The sequence below is a fragment of the Corynebacterium belfantii genome (assembly GCF_041898185.1).
Lineage (GTDB): Bacteria > Actinomycetota > Actinomycetes > Mycobacteriales > Mycobacteriaceae > Corynebacterium > Corynebacterium belfantii.
The window spans coordinates 22553-37952 of record NZ_CP157823.1 but is presented as its reverse complement, the minus strand read 5'-3'; the positions used below and the strand labels follow the sequence as shown (position 1 = coordinate 37952).

Here is a 15400-nt window from a genome sequence, read left to right as displayed (position 1 = left end):
TACGCGTACAATCGCACCTCATATGAACTCCATTATCTCGACTATTCCTTCCCTACCTGGTGTTGATTCCGAGCAATTGCATGCGCGGGATCTCGGTGGTGGTCGCACGTTGCGGATATTAACGAGCAACCAATGTCCGAACGTGGTTGATTCACTTTTAGAGTTGGGGTGCCATGTTGAAAGTGACTCTGCGAGAATTCTTGGGGTGTGTGTTCCGGCTGATGCTCCTTATGATTCGATTGTGTTGCAGTTAGCTGAGTATTCCCTTAGCCGGTAGCTGTGGTCGACAGGCCCGTTGCCGTGGCCTACGTTGAGGTCACTACCGTGGGCGATTGCCCCGTTGAGCCAATCGGTAGCCCAGTGGAGGGCGGGTTCTGGGGGTTCGATGGCAAGCCGGGTGGCGAGTGCTGAGGAGAGCGAGCAGCCGGTGCCGTGGGTGTTGGTGGTGTGGATGCGGGGGCTGGGTGCGTGGAATTGGGGGCCACTGGCAGTAATCCAGGTGTTGCCAAGGTCGTCGGTTCCGTGTCGGTGCCCACCTTTGAGCAACACTGCACAGTCGTATTGTTCTGCGAGGCTGCGTGCGGCATGTTCGGCCTGTTCAGGGCCGTGGTTGTTTGCCAGGACTGCGAGTTCCGGCAGATTGGGGGTGATCACGGTGGCGTGGCGAAGCAGGGGTTCAAAATAATGACGTTCGCCAAGTACCGATCCGGAGGTGGCTACCATGACGGGGTCGAGAACCACGATGGGTGTGTGGTGTAGCTGGTCAAGCCATGTGGCGATGGCGGTGGCGGCCTCTGCGGATCCGATCATGCCGATTTTGATGGCATGGATGGTGATGTCGTCGGATATGGTGCGGAGTTGTTGGCTGAGGAACTCCGTGGGTGGGGTGTGTATTGCGGTAACTCCGCAGGTGTTTTGCGCGGTCAGGGCGGTTATTGCTGCCATGCCGTAGCCGCCGGCTGCCATGATGGATTTGAGGTCTGCTTGGATTCCGGCCCCGCCGGAGGGGTCGGATCCTGCGATGGTGAGTATGTGTGGGGTCATGGTAGTTCGTTGATTCCGCTGGGGACGTTGTGGAAGGTGAGGTGTGGGTTGAGGTGCGCGAATTGTTCGATAAATGCGGCGCTTCTTATGCCAGAGGCGCAGACGACGACCACATTGTCTGTGGTGATGTTGTCGAGCGCATGTTGGATCGCCGTGGTGTCATTCCACATGGATTGTGGCAGGGTGATGTGCGCGCCGCTGGGGGTGTGTTCTATTTCGTGGGGTTCGCGGACGTCGATAAGTTCGTATTCGTTGGGTAGCGTCCACGTGTAAAGTGTGCGGGCTGCAGGTCGAAGGGGGTCGCGCCCCACAGTGTATGTGCGAAATGTGCTGGTCAACGCATTGTAGGTGGTGACGGCTCCTGGTTGGACGGTTCCGATTCCGGCGAGGATTTTGATGGTTTCAGTGGCCATGAGGTTGGCGATCACGGCGGTGGTAGCGCCGAGTACACCTGCGTCGGCACAGTTGAGGCCTTGGGTGGGGGCTTCGGGGAACAGGTCCCTTAGCCCTACCTCGCGGGTGAATACGCCCATGTGCCCTTCGAATTGCAGTACGCTGCCCCAGACGAGCGGTATGCCTGTTATTTCGGCGAGGTCGCCGCAGAGGAATTTGGTGGCAAAGGTGTCAGAGCCATCGAGGATTACGTCGCAGCCTTCGGCGAGTTCGTGTGCGTTGTGTGCGGTGAGGCGTTCGGTGCGGGCGTCGATACGAATCCCGGGTTGAATTGCACGCAATTTTTCGGTGGCGACGTGGACTTTGGAGCGTCCTACATCCCCAACGCCAAACAGGATCTGGCGTTGAATGTTGGACACATCCACGGTGTCGTTATCCACGAGTCGGATCGACCCCACCCCAGCCGCCGCAAGGGACTGCAAGGCAGGACTGCCCAGTCCCCCAGCACCGATCACCAGCACTCGCCCTTTGTTGAGCTTTTCTTGCTGCTCAATCCCAAAACCAGGTAGCCGCAGTTGGCGGGCTACGCGTTGGCGTTCCAGCTCGTCGAGCATCACAGCACCTCATCCGCCCAGGAGGCGAGCCCCTCAAAGCTTGACGACGCCACCGCATGCTCCCGGCGCGGTATGCGCCCGGCTTCGCGCGCGAGTCGTCCTGCTTCGACGGCGTGTTTCATGGCGGTGGCCATGGTGATGGGGTTGATGCATCGGTTGATGGCGCTGGCGAGGAGTACGCCTGAGCAGCCGAGTTCCATGGCGAGGGTGACGTCGGAGGCGGTTCCGATGCCGGCGTCGAGGAGTATGGGGACTGTGGCGCGTGAGCAGATGAGTTCGATGTTGTGGGGGTTGAGGATGCCGAGTCCGGTTCCGATGGGTGATCCTAGGGGCATGACTGCGGCGGCGCCGGCGTCTTCGAGTCGTTGTGCGACTACGGGGTCGTCGGAAGTGTAGGCGAGGACGGTGAATCCGTCATTGGTGAGGGTTTCGGTGGCGTCGATAAGTTCGAGGACGTCGGGGAGCAAGGTGGTGTCGTCGGCGATGACTTCTACTTTGATCCAGGAGGTGTTGAGTGCTTCGCGGGCGAGTTGTGCGGTGAGGATGGCATCGCGGGCGGTGCGGCAGCCTGCGGTGTTGGGTAGTGGGGTGATGTTGAGGCGTTGCATGAGTTCGAAGACGGATTCGCCGTGTGCTCCGGTGTGGGCGGCGTGTCGACGCATCGCTACGGTGGTGAGTTCGGTTCCGGAGGCGATGAGGGATTTTTCTAGGGTGTCAAAGGAGCTTGCGCCGCCGGTTCCCATGATGAGGTGGGATTGGAAGCTGCGGTCTGCGATGGTGAGCATGTTATCCTCCCTGCACTGCGGTGAGAATGTCGAGGTGGTCGCCTGCGGTGACTGTGGTGGTGTCCCATTGTGAGCGGGGTATCACACGTTGGTTGATGGCTATGGCAATCCCTGGGCGGATTCCGTTGCAATGGTTGCTAATAATGTCGGTGAGCTGGGGTGATTCTATGGTGGTGGGGGTGTCGTTAATGTAGATGTTCATGGGTTGTTCCTCTTTCGTTGCGGTGTCTATCTGGCGCACATGCTGTGAGGTCGATGCCGGGGTCGGTGCCGTCGATGAGGCATGCGGTGACGTGGGCGCCGAGTGCTGAGAGCAAGATGCCGTGGCGGAAGTATCCGGTGGAGATAATGAGTCGGTCTGATGCCCATCCGAGGTATGGGAGGTCGTCGGGTGTGCCGGGGCGTACACCAACGTTGGCTTCTATAAGGGAGCTATCAACGATACCAGGGACTACGCGTACGGCATCGCGGAGCAGGTCGTATATTCCTTCCACACTAGGTAAGTCACGTTCGTCTTCGCGGCTGGTGGCTCCGATGGCAATTTCACCGCCTGCGCGCGGAATGATGTAGATGGGGCGATCGTTGACCCAACCGCGTACAACCATGTTGACTGCCCCTGGTTCTGTTTGTACTCGTAGGATGTCGCCGCGCACGGGGCGTAGTGCTAGGGGGATGGGGCTTAGGTTTTGTGCGCCGAGGCCTGCTGCGAGGACAACAACATCGAATTGTTGATACAGGGGTTCAAGGTCGGTGATTTCCTCTTTTCCTACCTCTACCCCACAGTCATCGAGTGCGTCGAGTAGTGCGGTAAGGAATACTCGTGGTGCAACTTGGTTGTCATTGGGGATGTGTACAGCCGCCGATAGCCGAGGCCCTAATGCTGGTTCGAGGCCGCGGGCCTGTCGGGTGGCGATGGGTCGAACGTCCATTCCGGCCGATTCTTGGGCTGCGCGCAATTGTTTGAGGTGTTCCGCGTCGGCGCGATCGGCTGCCACAACGAGGGTGCCGTCGGTGCGATAACCCGTAGGCAGGTTGGTGTGCTGCGCTACCCGACGCACCATGTCTGGCCACAGCTCCCCAGCGCGCTTCATCAACGGAAACAACGGGTCTTGTTGGAACTGCACTTCGGCTGCGGGGGCAAGCATTCCGCCGGCAAAGCGTGAGGCACCGCTTGCTGGGTTGGCGTCAAATACGTGAACGCTATGCCCGCGGGTACTAAGTTCAAAGGCGGTGCTTAGCCCTACGATTCCACCACCTACAACAGCTATTTTCATTGTGCAAAACCTTTCAATACGAGTTTCACATCGGCTGCTACGTCCTGTGAGTTCATTAATGCGCGCACAATTGCCACACCAGCAACCCCCGTTGCAGCAAGATCAGCCGCATCTTCGGGGCGGACATCCCCAATGGCAACAACCGGCACCAATGATTCAGCAACCAGTGGCGGGTACCCCGCAAGGCCTACAGGTGCCCGCCCAGAATCTTTTGTTGGGGTGGGGCGAAATGGACCGGCACCGATGTAGTCGATCACCTCGGCAACCTGGCGCGATGCACGAACTAGCTCCAGGGTGCCCGTGGTGAGGCCGATGATGGCGTTATCACCCAACAAGGCGCGAACATGGCGCACCGGAAGGTCATCTTGGCCAACATGCACCCCGTGGATGTGCTCGCCGTTATTCATTAACGCAAGGGCAACATCCACGCGGTCGTCGATAAGCACACGGGTGCGAGGATTAACCTCCGCCACCGCGCGGGCTACCTCACGGCCAAGAATGTACAGGGCACGGGCGGCAATGGGTTTGCTGCGCACTTGGATGAGCCCAGCGCCGGCGCGCGCTGCTTGGCGCGCTACGTCGACAATGTGATCCACAGAGCCCGTGCCGGTGACAAAGTAGCACCGCGGATCAAAGTCTCGACCCCACCTAGGCGTGGGCAGCATTGTCACGCACCTCGCTATAAAGCTGCGATCCTTGGGCCACAAACTCCTCAGACTTTGCCGCCATGCCTGCTTCTGCGTCGCCGCCAACCTGCGGGATACCCAAGTCGGCGATCTTATCTGCGAACATGTCACGAATATCTTGGCTAATGCGCATGGAGCAAAACTTCGGACCACACATGGAACAAAAGTGCGCAGTCTTTGCCGGTTCCGCCGGAAGCGTTTCGTCATGGTAAGCAATCGCGGTATCTGGATCAAGAGACAACGCGAACTGATCATGCCAACGAAACTCAAAACGCGCCTTGCTCATCGCATCATCCCACGCACGAGCACCAGGGTGCCCCTTAGCCACATCGGCCGCGTGAGCTGCAAGTTTATAAGTAATCACACCGGTTTTCACATCATCGCGGTTGGGCAGACCCAAGTGCTCCTTCGGGGTCACATAACACAGCATCGCCGTACCACCCATAGCAATATGAGCAGCTCCAATTGCCGAGGTGATGTGGTCATAACCTGGCGCAATATCAGTCACCAATGGGCCAAGAGTGTAGAAAGGCGCATCGTGAGCCCACTTTTGCTCCAGCTCATTGTTTTCCTGCACCATGTTCAGCGGAACGTGACCTGGCCCCTCGATCATGACCTGCACATCGTATTCCCACGCACGACGAGCCAGCTCACCAATGGTTTTCAGCTCCGCAAACTGGGCCGCATCATTCGCATCGGCAACAGAACCAGGGCGCAGACCATCACCCAGCGAGAAAGCGACGTCGTACTGTGCGAAAATCTCACACAGCTCATCAAAATGCTCGTAAAGGAAAGACTCCTTGTGGTGTGCTAGACACCAACCCGCCATGATGGATCCACCACGGGACACAATTCCGGTCACACGTTTGGTGGTCAGCGGAATGTAGGCGAGCAGCACACCGGCGTGAATGGTCATGTAGTCTACACCTTGTTCACACTGCTCAATGACGGTATCGCGGAAAATCTCCCACGTAAGGTCTTCTGCTACACCATTGACCTTTTCCAACACTTGATAGATCGGCACCGTACCGATTGGTACTGGGGAGTTGCGGATAATCCATTCGCGGGTGGTGTGAATATCATCGCCGGTGGACAAATCCATCACGGTATCTGCACCCCAGCGGGTAGCCCACCGCAGCTTGGATACTTCTTCCTCAATACTGGAGGTCACAGCGGAGTTACCGATATTGGCGTTGATCTTGGTCAAAAACTTTCGACCAATAATCATGGGCTCCGATTCTGGGTGGTTAATGTTGTTCGGAATGATCGCACGGCCGCGGGCGATCTCGCTGCGCACAAACTCTGGGTCCATGTGCTCGCGCAGCGCCACGAACTCCATTTCCTTCGTAATAATGCCCTGGCGTGCATAGTGCATCTGAGTCACGCGCTTGCCCTGCTTGGCGCGTCGCGGTGTGGGTTTCACACCTTTCCACTCCAGCGACGCTGCGCCACGACGCTGCGCGGAGCGGCCATCATCAGCCAAATTCCGCTCACGACCAGCATATTCTTCCGTGTCCTCACGATTGTCAATCCACTGTGCACGCAGTGGCTTCAATCCCACCGTGGGATCACACTCAGGGCCACGGGTGCGATAGATCCGAACTGGATCATTGGGGCCGGTAGGAGAATCGTCAAGCTGAATCTCCGTTTCTGGTACCTCAAGGTCACCGGAAACGATCGGCGAATACGAGTGCTTCGGATGGATCTCGGAGTTTTCCCAAGCAGATGGATTGGTTACTGAATTAGCTGAGGCTGCCGACACTAGGCTCGCGCTCCTCTCTTCCTTCGCTGGTGTTAACCAGACAGGTTCAAACGGTGCTTGCACAGCATCAGCGCAATCTCAGCCCGTGCTCGGGCGCCCGCGGGGGACACTCACTAACCTAGAACACGCACCCAACATTGTGCCGCCACACCCCACTCCGATGGGGGTAGCAACACTTTTAAAGCGCGAGGCGACATGCGGTTTTAGTAAAACGCCTAGGGGGTATTACGCCACCACCTAGCCCCTCAATCACGCGGTATCTAGAACGCTCCCCACCACCACGCAAAAACTTAATTTTTCTCAGTTACCGGCATGGCGGATGGGTTTTATCACCCCGTAGCCACTTCTTGCACAAAAGTAGCTATCTATCTGCACAAATGGTCACCTCAAGTCAAACAAGTCCCCGGCGTTGACCCGCACTCTTATGCCTAGCGTGCACGACACAGCGCTCCTCTTTTAGGCCAGAACCACCAGATGTGAGGTTTACTCACAAGTTATCCACCACTTGTGAACATCTATCACCAAAAGTTATCCACAGGCTGTGGAAGAAATTGTGGAATTACACGGATGGAAGTTATCCCCAGGCTTTATCCACACCCTGTGGATAAAGTTGTGCACTTCTTCCCCACCTGCGGATTTGTTCGAAATCTTGTGGGAAAATAGCAGGTCGCGTACTTCGAACACACAGCTATTCGATCATCACCCTGTGAACAACACACATGTAATTATCCACATTGTGGATAACTGCTGTGGAATCTTTTTCACACGATCAGCGCTGTGCTCACAGACCAAAAGTTGTGAAATTTTGGTGGATAATTACAAAAATCTGGGGATAACTCGGAACAGCTGTGCGCTATTCCCCGCCAAAAACTGGGGCGTTGGGCCATCCCAGTAGCCTCATGTCGCCTCTTGTGACAGCCGATAACCACATTGCTCCCCACCAACAGTCAACCCACGAAACTGCAGCTAACTTTTGGGTTTCATGTTATTTATGTGGTTTGTGTGATAAGGATTTTCTCAAAAAATAGGCGCCTCATGCAAACACGAGAGACCCCTAGATAAACCCCTTATCTCACCCCCGCTTACCACCTCGAGTAGTCTGCACAAACACCAAAACAATCCCCAGCACACAACCCGTCAGCAAGCCACCCAAATGTCCCCACAGGGAAACACCATCCATAAGCAAGGAATAGCCCACATTCACTGCGATAAGAATCAACGGTGCTGTGAGATCCCTACGCAACCGGTACGACATCGCCACAAAAATCGCCATAAGCCCATACACAGCACCAGAAGCACCCACCGTAGGCGCAAGCGGATCCATCAGCAGAACAGTTGCCGAGGCCCCAATCCCGCTCACAATATAAGCCAAAGTAAAACGACCACTGCCTAAATAATGCTCAATCTCGCGACCAAAGAAGAACAGCATAAACATGTTCAACGCCAGATGTGTGGGCCCGCTGTGGAGAAACACCGTCCCCACCATGCGCAGCCACCCTAGGCCATGAGAATACGGACCATAAAGAGTCCAGTGATCTGCAATCCACGAATCACTAAGGTTGTGTTCAATCGAGCGGGACTCCACAACAGTAAGCAGATAGATAAGTATCGTCAGCGCGCAAAGAACCGCGGTCGCAGGCGCTTGACCATATGCGCGTTTGAGTGCGTTCATCACTTCAGTATGCACCACCCCCACCTCGTTAAAGAATGCGATCACGTGGCATAAACATGGTGAAGGGTTGATGGTGCACACTGACCAAGGGATCTGAAATGCCCCAGGTTTTGCTCCTAGGCATTTGCCTTGATTTCTATCAATTTCCTATGGCGGGTTCTGCTTCCAAAAATCAGTTTCCACCTCAACAGAGGGTGTCTGAAGCAGGCGTTTGACAATAATGCACCGCCTGACCCCGCAAAATTGGTAATTCATTCCGATCGAGGGTGCCATTATCGGGGCAACAGTTGGATTCAAGCATCACAGGACATCGGTTTTACGCGTTCGATGTCGAAGAAGGGATGTTCACCCGACAATTCAGCGTGCGAGGGATTGTTCGGCAGAATGAAAAATGAGATGTTCTATGGTCATAAGTGGCCCCATTGTGATGAGTTAGAGCGAGCAATTCATGAATATGTTGGCTTCTATAACGAGCATAGAATCAAGCTTGAGTTCGATGGATTAAGCATCAATCAACGCAGGCGTGAACTGCTACTCTGAACATTCCTAAAAAATGTCCGCATCCCCTAATTTCCCTTAAACCCACGCTTAACACCCCAGCGTGCGTGCGAGGACTCGAACCCCGAGAAATGTACCTGTCACGCACCACCTCTGAAAATTACTCCACTAGACAGGCAAGGATGCCTTGCCTTACCATCGACTCCAAGAGACATGAACCACAGAAAGGGGAACACATGTCTACTGCACTCAAGTCCACAACGGCTGTGACTATCGCCGCCACCTACCGAATATGCATCGAGTGATGCAGGTTATTCGCACGCTGGAATGCAAAGGTGAAGCGGCAGTTACAATCAGTATGTCGCCACCCGTTCAGGACGGTAGTGAATGGGTATGCAACTGGAAAATTGACGGCTTAGATGTCCCAGCAGATTCACTTCGTTGTGTCGGCAGTGACCCAATGGAAGCGATGATATTCGCGCTCGCAACCATTGGTTCAACCATAAAAGCGTCCCCAGATGCCAAGCATCTAACATTCCTTCATCACCCAGCTTTGCGAATGCTAGAGCTAGATAACTCAGACCCTAGCCGACTTAAGGTATGCGGAGAATTTCCCACAGCCACCTCATAGAATGTACACGGGGCAATATTTATATATTACCCCGTGTGCATCATCTCAAGTTCGAGCCAAGCAAGGGTGTTAGTCCGTTTGTGTACGGGGACTGATTTACAAGTATGCGGCGAATCTGTCGGGGTAGGCCACGGATAGCTGATTGATTGCCTGCTTCCAGTTGCTGGTCTTGCTGCCTTCGACAAGTCGCTTGGCTTAAGCAGACACCTTGGCTCCTTCTTTAGCGCGGCGGGCAGCACGACGGTCCTCGATGTTACAGATCATCAACCACAGCGTCTTCACAGCCGCGGAATCCGACGGGAACTGAACGCGGTTTCGTGTTGCTTTCCGCAGCTCACTGTTCATCGATTCGACGGAATTCGTAGTGTAGATAACCTTCCTTGCCGCTGGTGGGAACTGCAGGAACGCAATGAACCTGTCCCACCCGTCGCGCTAGACTTTCACTGATTGCGGATACTTCTGGCCAAGATCGCTGGCCTCAAACTCATCGAGTGCACTTCGAGACCTCTTTCCGGTCGCCATAGGCTACCCACCTGTTAGCGGCACGAATCAAATGCACCACGTGAGGTGTGGACCATGGAGTCCAGCCAGATTGCCTGGATTGCTTCGGGAAAGCCTTTCAGTGCGTCATGAACTGCTCCCCATTAGTTGGACTGAGAAATCAGACACCGACTAATAGGGAGTATTTCTATGAACACACGAAGTTCTCTGTCAGAAGAACAACGAGAACAGCTCGTTGGCCTATGTGAGCAAGACTTGGGTTTTACGACTACGGCACGTCGGATTGGGGTCCAGCGCGCCCCAGCTCGTAGCCTTGTACCATCGCTGGCTATGTCTTGTGGAGAAACCAACCAAGAAGCACTACTCCTTCGAGATCAAAAAGGAAGTAGTCGACCGTTTCCTCGCTGGCGAAACACGCATGGACCTAGCGAAAGAATGTAAGCTGTCCTCACCTCAACAGGTCAAAGACTGGGTGACTAAGTGGCGCAAAGGCGGTGATGAGGCGCTTAGGCCCAAACCGAAAGGCTCAGCTCGGCTTGTACTGTTGACCCCAGGAAGACAGACTTCGCCGTGAAAACGAGAAACTTCGGGCGGAAAATGCCTACCTAAAAAAATTGCGGGACTTGAAAAACCAACGGCGAGGCTAAAGACCAAAGCCATCGTCATCCTCAAGTCACAATATCGACTCAACGACCTATTAGAAGCAGCAGGCTTAGCAAGGTCGACGTACTTCTACCACCAGCAACGCCTAGACTGGCCAGGCCTTCACGCCGCGTAACACGCCACTCTCAAAAATTCAGGCCGATTCACGTCAACGAGGCTGGGAGATAAACCACAAGCTCGTCTACAAGCTCATGGACCAGATGGGCTTGAAATCCAAGACCAGACGAGCCACATCACAAAGAACCTCCTGGACTGCAACGTCACGCCAGAACAACCCAACACAGTATGTGTTAGTGATGTCACCGAATTTTTAGGTGGCTGGTATGAAGGCCTATCTTTCATAGATCATGGATCTAAGCGACCGAAGTATTCTGGCACACGAGTTGTCGACATCCCCGTCAACGAAGTTCACGTCTACTTCGTTAAAGAATGCGATCACGTGGCATAAACATGGTGAAGGGTTGATGGTGCACACTGACCAAGGGATCTAGTACCAGCATTCCAGTTGGTGTTAGTTAATTAAGTCTATTGGTGGTGTGCAGTCGATGTCGCGTAAGGGCAACTGCTACGACAACGGTTCAAGGGCCTGACTCCGATGCAGTATCGGGATCAGACCCTTAAGGCCCTAACCACCTAGAATTAAACCAGTCCAACTTTCGTGGGCTAGTTCAGTAAAAAGTGTTAGCAGGGGCGTCGTTAAGCGTTAAAGCGCTCAGCGTAAGCTTTTTATTCGGTGATTTCGACGGACTCGATAACCACTGGCTCAACTGGGCGATCCATACGATCGGTTGCAGTCTGAGCGATGTCAAGAACAACCTTCTGAGAAGCTGCATCGGTGACCTCACCAAAGATGGTGTGGTGGTTGTTCAAGTGTGGGGTTGGTACCACGGTGATAAAGAACTGGGAGCCATTGGTTCCTGGGCCGGCATTCGCCATAGCCAGCAGGAATGGGCGATCGAACTGGAGCTCAGGGTGGAACTCATCAGCGAACATGTAGCCTGGGCCGCCACGACCGGTGCCGGTTGGGTCGCCACCTTGGATCATGAAGCCGTCGATAACGCGGTGGAACACTGCGCCATCGTAGAAAGGGCCCTCGTTGGTGCCGGAAGCGTTTTCGGTCTTGTACTCAGCGGTACCGTTTGCCAAGGTGACAAAGTTTTCGACGGTCTTTGGCGCATGGTTGCCAAACAACTCGATGGAAACGTCACCACGGTTGGTGTGCAGAATCGCAGTAGCGGTCTTCAAAGTCATGCCATTCATCATAAGCATGAAACCCGCAACCTCGCTACGCTTGATGGATAAGTAACCACAACTGGGAAGGACTATAAAGGATGAACCCAACCACCATCCGTGGCGCAGTTGTACTGACAAAGGCGGCATACGACAAGTACGCGGACTACCGCGACCGCAAGGCCAGTGAGGCGTACGACGCTCTCCTGTCCGCAGCAGATACCGCCGAAGATGTCCGCGACAGCGCCGTAGAAAACGTAACCTCGCTAGCAGGCCAAGCACGCAAGCGTCTCGACGCAGCCCTCGCGGACGCACAAAACACCGCCGAGAGCACCAAAAAAGACGTCGCTAAGACCTCCAAGAAAGCACGCAAGCAAGCTCAAAAAGCTGGCCTCACCAAGAAGAAGCGCAGCGCCGGCGCCCAAGTTGTGCGCTGCTCCCTCTACACCGTAGTACTCGCAGCACTCGGCGCCGCAGCCTACTTCCTCTGGGATAGGTTCTCCGGAGCCAGCGTATCCGATGAACCACCACGCGTTGAGGACTTCGGTGCCGATACCGGCAACACCGAAGAATCCCGTCTGGTCTACTCCACACAAACCCCAGAAGAGGGAATCCCTGAGCGCGACGAGGAACTACTCAACTCCCTCGAAGAGCAGCTCAAAGACAGCGAAAAGAACGACGACTAACCCATTAGATTCATAGCCAGCCACGTGTTCACGTGCGGCAGGCTATGTTATCGACGCAACTCGTGGCTCAGGGCCTCTAGCTCGCCACCGCCAGCCATATGCTGAGTGAGTTCCTCAAGAGTCACGTTGCTGCGATCAGCATCCAGAATCTGATTACCCAGATTCAAGATCGTAAAGTGATCGCCCACAAGATACGCATGATGGGGATTGTGCGTAATAAGAACAACACCAATACCCTTTTCACGAGCAGCCGCCACAAAACGCAACACCATACCGGATTGCTTCACACCAAGGGCAGCAGTGGGCTCGTCAAGAATAATCACACGGGCACCGAAATAAACCGCACGGGCAATCGCCACCACCTGACGCTGACCACCAGACAACGACTCCACTTCCACATCCACATCAGGAAGATCAATACCCATAGCAGCCAACTGCTCCTGGGTAATACGCCGCATCTCGTCTTCACGCAGCCGACCTAAAAACCCCGTCAGCTCCTGGCCCAAAAAGAAATTACGCCACACCGACATATGCCCCACCACAGCCAGATTCTGGTGCACAGTAGCAATCCCATGATTCAAAGCATCCCGCGGACCATTGAACACCGCCGGGGTGTCATCGATAAGCATCTCGCCACTCGTGGGCTTATGAATACCCGACAAAATCTTAATCAACGTCGATTTTCCGGCACCATTATCACCCAACACACACAGGACCTCACCTGCGGAAATTGAAAGCGACACCCCGCGCAGCGCATCAAAACTGCCATAGGATTTGGTCACATCCCGCAACGCAATAATCTCAGACATTTAGCGCCTCCCCTTGGTCACACTAGCAAACGACGTATTAGTCAACACCGCAAACAACAACATGGCACCAAGAAAGAACTTAAACCAATCCGGATTCCACCCTGCGTACACAATGCCCTGATTAGTCATACCGAAAATCAAAGCACCAATCGCCGTACCAATAATCGTTCCGCGACCACCCGTCATCGCACAGCCACCAATAACCGCAGCAATGATGTACAAAAACTCATTACCCACGCCCTGGCCAGCCTGAATCGAATCAAAAGCGAAAAGATTGTGCATACCCACAAACCACGCCGCAAAACCAACAAACATGAACAGAATAATTTTTACGCTATCAACCGGAACACCCGAAGCACGAGCAGCATCGGCATCGCCACCCACCGCAAAAATCCAGTTGCCAAACCGAGTTTTAAACAACAACCACGAGCCGATCACGACGAAGAAAATCCACCACAACACCGTGGCACGAATCGACACCGATCCCACATGAATCGTGCCAGCAAACACCACGCGAGCAGAACCAAAACCCTCCATGTCAGAAATAATCGGAGTAGCAACCTGGCCCGTCACCCACTTAGTGATCGCTAAATTCAAACCCTGCAACCCCAAAAAACCTGCCAAAGTAATCAAGAAACTATCAATGCCAGTACGCGTGACCAGAAAACCATTCCACGCACCAATACCCAGCGCAAACACCAACGAAATACCGGCACCCACCCAACTATTCAGGTGGAAATTGTAATTCAACATCGTGGCCGCCAACGCAGTGCTCGTCACCGCCACACCAGAAGACAAATCAAACTCCGCCCCGATCATCAGCATGCCCACCGCTACCGCAACAATGCCAATAGTGGAACTTGCATACAACACCGTGGAAAACGATTCCAACGAGCGAAACGACGGCGCCAACACCATGAACAACACGAAAATAGCGATAGTACCCAGCAAACTCGCCAACTCAGGGCGACGAATCAGCGCAGAAAAACCAGTACGACGACGAAGTCGATCATCAGCAGAAGCAGAACTCATCGTAGACCCGCCTTCGCAGCCTCAGAAATCGCCTCCACATTGGAGCTATCCACAAAACTTGGACCCGTGTACACCGGACGACCACCCCCCATCGTGGAACCATTACGATGCGCCAACCAAATCGAATCCACAGCCAAATAACCCTGCATATACGGCTGCTGATCCACAGCCCACGCAATCGCACCCGAAGAGATGGCGTCGACAAGCTGCGCGTTGGTATCAAACGTAGCCACCTTCGCTACACTGCCCGCGTTCTTCACAGCCTCCGCGCTAGTCATCGCAACCGGAGCCTGCAGGCCCATCACCCAATCAATGCTCTTATCCTGTGACAATTTCGCCTGCACAGTCGACTGCACACTCGTAAGATCCTTGCCATTGACGTACAACGTCTCCACATTGCCGCCCATGCCCTTCTTCACACCAGCACAACGCGCTTCCTGCGAAGAATTGCCCTGCTCATGGATCACGCACAATGCATGACGAGCACCATCTTTAGCCAAACGCTCACCAGCCAACGTGCCAGCAACCTTTTCCTCCTGGCCAAAAAACGCACTGATGTTGTACTTCTGATACGCATCCATACCAGCGTTCAGAGCCACAATCGGGATCTTCTTATCGGCAGCCTTACGCGCCGCCGGACCAATCGCATCCGCATTAGGCAACGTCACCGCAATGCCATCCACACGAGAATCAATCGCATTTTGCACAAGATTCGCCTGATTAGGAGCCTCCGGATCCGAAGAATACCGCAGCTCAATGTTGTTTTTACGAGCCGCATCCTCCGCACCTTTGCGCACCAAATCCCAGAAGGTATCACCCGGCGCGCCATGAGTAATCATCGCAACGGTGTAACGAGGAGTATCCACGCCTCCTGCTTGGCCGTTGGGATTGTCAGAAGCCCTCGGGGCACCGCCAGTAGCGGAACATGCGGTGACAGTAACAAGGGCTGCCGCAGCAGCTGCGGCGGCTTTGAGGGTCTTCTTTATACTTTTCACTCAAGCATGGTGTCGCATCAACGGCTTGAGGTCAAACCGCTGACCTGCATCTTTATCGATTCAGTGGGGTTGAGCTGGGAAGGGTTCCTCCCTATCTGGGGGTGCAATGTAGCGGTGGCTCACCA

General features: G+C 54.6%; 16 protein-coding genes, 2 pseudogenes and 1 riboswitch. Of the genes and pseudogenes, 5 read left to right on the top strand and 13 right to left on the bottom strand.

All coding sequences use genetic code 11. The annotated features are described in order from the left end of the window. The first annotated feature begins 22 nt into the window (after positions 1-22). Positions 23-277 (top strand): DUF4265 domain-containing protein, encoded by a 255-nt coding sequence (locus tag ABMV07_RS00210; RefSeq protein ID WP_374064994.1) that lies wholly within the window; start codon positions 23-25, stop codon positions 275-277. Here the strand turns inward: ABMV07_RS00210 and thiD are convergent. From thiD to ABMV07_RS00170, 8 genes are all read right to left on the bottom strand, one after another. Continuing rightward, positions 229-1044 carry a bifunctional hydroxymethylpyrimidine kinase/phosphomethylpyrimidine kinase gene (thiD, locus tag ABMV07_RS00205; RefSeq protein WP_196977861.1) on the bottom strand — a complete coding sequence of 272 codons (816 nt, stop codon included), beginning with the start codon at positions 1042-1044 and terminating at the stop codon, positions 229-231. The two genes, ABMV07_RS00210 and thiD, sit on opposite strands and share 49 nt — an antisense overlap. Continuing rightward, positions 1041-2051, bottom strand: coding sequence for a ThiF family adenylyltransferase (locus ABMV07_RS00200; RefSeq protein ID WP_374064774.1), 1011 nt, complete (start codon positions 2049-2051; stop codon positions 1041-1043). Before ABMV07_RS00200 ends, thiD begins: the two co-directional genes overlap by 4 nt. Continuing rightward, on the bottom strand, positions 2051-2836 hold the full coding sequence (locus ABMV07_RS00195) for a thiazole synthase (protein WP_197692271.1): 786 nt from the start codon (positions 2834-2836) through the stop codon (positions 2051-2053). The genes ABMV07_RS00200 and ABMV07_RS00195 overlap by 1 nt, the downstream gene beginning before the upstream one ends. A gap of 1 nt (position 2837) precedes the next feature. Continuing rightward, complete coding sequence (thiS, locus tag ABMV07_RS00190) at positions 2838-3038, bottom strand: sulfur carrier protein ThiS (RefSeq protein WP_197690306.1); 201 nt, start codon at positions 3036-3038, stop codon at positions 2838-2840. Continuing rightward, positions 3022-4110, bottom strand: coding sequence for a glycine oxidase ThiO (gene thiO, locus ABMV07_RS00185; RefSeq protein ID WP_197691463.1), 1089 nt, complete (start codon positions 4108-4110; stop codon positions 3022-3024). Before thiO ends, thiS begins: the two co-directional genes overlap by 17 nt. Then, entirely contained in the window at positions 4107-4775 is a 669-nt protein-coding gene (locus tag ABMV07_RS00180; protein WP_374064773.1) for a thiamine phosphate synthase, read from the bottom strand. Before ABMV07_RS00180 ends, thiO begins: the two co-directional genes overlap by 4 nt. After that, complete coding sequence (gene thiC, locus ABMV07_RS00175) at positions 4759-6558, bottom strand: phosphomethylpyrimidine synthase ThiC (protein WP_374064772.1); 1800 nt, start codon at positions 6556-6558, stop codon at positions 4759-4761. Before thiC ends, ABMV07_RS00180 begins: the two co-directional genes overlap by 17 nt. Continuing rightward, positions 6559-6669: riboswitch (TPP riboswitch) on the bottom strand. A gap of 961 nt (positions 6670-7630) precedes the next feature. Further along, the gene (locus tag ABMV07_RS00170) at positions 7631-8248 is read right to left on the bottom strand and encodes a rhomboid family intramembrane serine protease (protein ID WP_088266563.1); all 618 of its coding nucleotides are present in this window, start codon (positions 8246-8248) and stop codon (positions 7631-7633) included. A 309-nt stretch (positions 8249-8557) separates the two neighbouring features. On the opposite strand from ABMV07_RS00170, the gene ABMV07_RS00165 reads away from it, so the two are divergent. Continuing rightward, positions 8558-8770, top strand: coding sequence for an IS3 family transposase (locus ABMV07_RS00165; RefSeq protein ID WP_370684809.1), 213 nt, complete (start codon positions 8558-8560; stop codon positions 8768-8770). 250 nt (positions 8771-9020) lie between these two features. Then, the gene (locus tag ABMV07_RS00160) at positions 9021-9359 is read left to right on the top strand and encodes a DUF6968 family protein (RefSeq protein WP_374064771.1); all 339 of its coding nucleotides are present in this window, start codon (positions 9021-9023) and stop codon (positions 9357-9359) included. Between the two features lie 96 nt (positions 9360-9455). Here ABMV07_RS00160 and ABMV07_RS00155 read toward each other — a convergent pair. Then, positions 9456-9988: pseudogene (locus ABMV07_RS00155) on the bottom strand (transposase); the annotation flags it as partial. A gap of 200 nt (positions 9989-10188) precedes the next feature. Here ABMV07_RS00155 and ABMV07_RS00150 point away from each other — a divergent pair. Continuing rightward, positions 10189-11098: pseudogene (locus tag ABMV07_RS00150) on the top strand (transposase); the annotation flags it as partial. A gap of 151 nt (positions 11099-11249) precedes the next feature. On the opposite strand, the gene ABMV07_RS00145 reads toward ABMV07_RS00150, so the two are convergent. After that, on the bottom strand, positions 11250-11786 hold the full coding sequence (locus ABMV07_RS00145) for a peptidylprolyl isomerase (RefSeq protein ID WP_003853344.1): 537 nt from the start codon (positions 11784-11786) through the stop codon (positions 11250-11252). A 68-nt stretch (positions 11787-11854) separates the two neighbouring features. Between ABMV07_RS00145 and ABMV07_RS00140 the strand changes: the two genes are divergently transcribed. Beyond that, positions 11855-12439 carry a hypothetical protein gene (locus tag ABMV07_RS00140; protein WP_374064770.1) on the top strand — a complete coding sequence of 195 codons (585 nt, stop codon included), beginning with the start codon at positions 11855-11857 and terminating at the stop codon, positions 12437-12439. A 47-nt stretch (positions 12440-12486) separates the two neighbouring features. Here the strand turns inward: ABMV07_RS00140 and ABMV07_RS00135 are convergent, their stop codons facing one another. From ABMV07_RS00135 to ABMV07_RS00125, 3 genes are read right to left on the bottom strand one after another with little or no spacing between them, the layout of a single operon-like run. Continuing rightward, complete coding sequence (locus ABMV07_RS00135) at positions 12487-13248, bottom strand: ATP-binding cassette domain-containing protein (protein ID WP_088266487.1); 762 nt, start codon at positions 13246-13248, stop codon at positions 12487-12489. Beyond that, on the bottom strand, positions 13249-14280 hold the full coding sequence (locus ABMV07_RS00130) for an ABC transporter permease (RefSeq protein WP_374064769.1): 1032 nt from the start codon (positions 14278-14280) through the stop codon (positions 13249-13251). Beyond that, entirely contained in the window at positions 14277-15275 is a 999-nt protein-coding gene (locus tag ABMV07_RS00125) for a substrate-binding domain-containing protein (RefSeq protein ID WP_088266489.1), read from the bottom strand. Before ABMV07_RS00125 ends, ABMV07_RS00130 begins: the two co-directional genes overlap by 4 nt. Between the last annotated feature and the right edge of the window lie 125 nt (positions 15276-15400).

Excerpts from the sequence above, each read along its gene's own strand:
- ABMV07_RS00180 (WP_374064773.1), bottom strand. The coding sequence starts at position 4,775 with ATGCTGCCCACGCCTAGGTGGGGTCGAGACTTTGATCCGCGGTGCTAC.
- ABMV07_RS00200 (WP_374064774.1), bottom strand. The coding sequence starts at position 2,051 with ATGCTCGACGAGCTGGAACGCCAACGCGTAGCCCGCCAACTGCGGCTA.
- ABMV07_RS00195 (WP_197692271.1), bottom strand. The coding sequence starts at position 2,836 with ATGCTCACCATCGCAGACCGCAGCTTCCAATCCCACCTCATCATGGGA.
- thiS (WP_197690306.1), bottom strand. The coding sequence starts at position 3,038 with ATGAACATCTACATTAACGACACCCCCACCACCATAGAATCACCCCAG.
- ABMV07_RS00210 (WP_374064994.1), top strand. The coding sequence starts at position 23 with ATGAACTCCATTATCTCGACTATTCCTTCCCTACCTGGTGTTGATTCC.
- ABMV07_RS00160 (WP_374064771.1), top strand. The coding sequence starts at position 9,021 with ATGCATCGAGTGATGCAGGTTATTCGCACGCTGGAATGCAAAGGTGAA.
- thiO (WP_197691463.1), bottom strand. The coding sequence starts at position 4,110 with ATGAAAATAGCTGTTGTAGGTGGTGGAATCGTAGGGCTAAGCACCGCC.
- ABMV07_RS00165 (WP_370684809.1), top strand. The coding sequence starts at position 8,558 with ATGTCGAAGAAGGGATGTTCACCCGACAATTCAGCGTGCGAGGGATTG.
- thiD (WP_196977861.1), bottom strand. The coding sequence starts at position 1,044 with ATGACCCCACACATACTCACCATCGCAGGATCCGACCCCTCCGGCGGG.
- ABMV07_RS00140 (WP_374064770.1), top strand. The coding sequence starts at position 11,855 with ATGAACCCAACCACCATCCGTGGCGCAGTTGTACTGACAAAGGCGGCA.
- ABMV07_RS00145 (WP_003853344.1), bottom strand. The coding sequence starts at position 11,786 with ATGATGAATGGCATGACTTTGAAGACCGCTACTGCGATTCTGCACACC.
- ABMV07_RS00135 (WP_088266487.1), bottom strand. The coding sequence starts at position 13,248 with ATGTCTGAGATTATTGCGTTGCGGGATGTGACCAAATCCTATGGCAGT.
- ABMV07_RS00130 (WP_374064769.1), bottom strand. The coding sequence starts at position 14,280 with ATGAGTTCTGCTTCTGCTGATGATCGACTTCGTCGTCGTACTGGTTTT.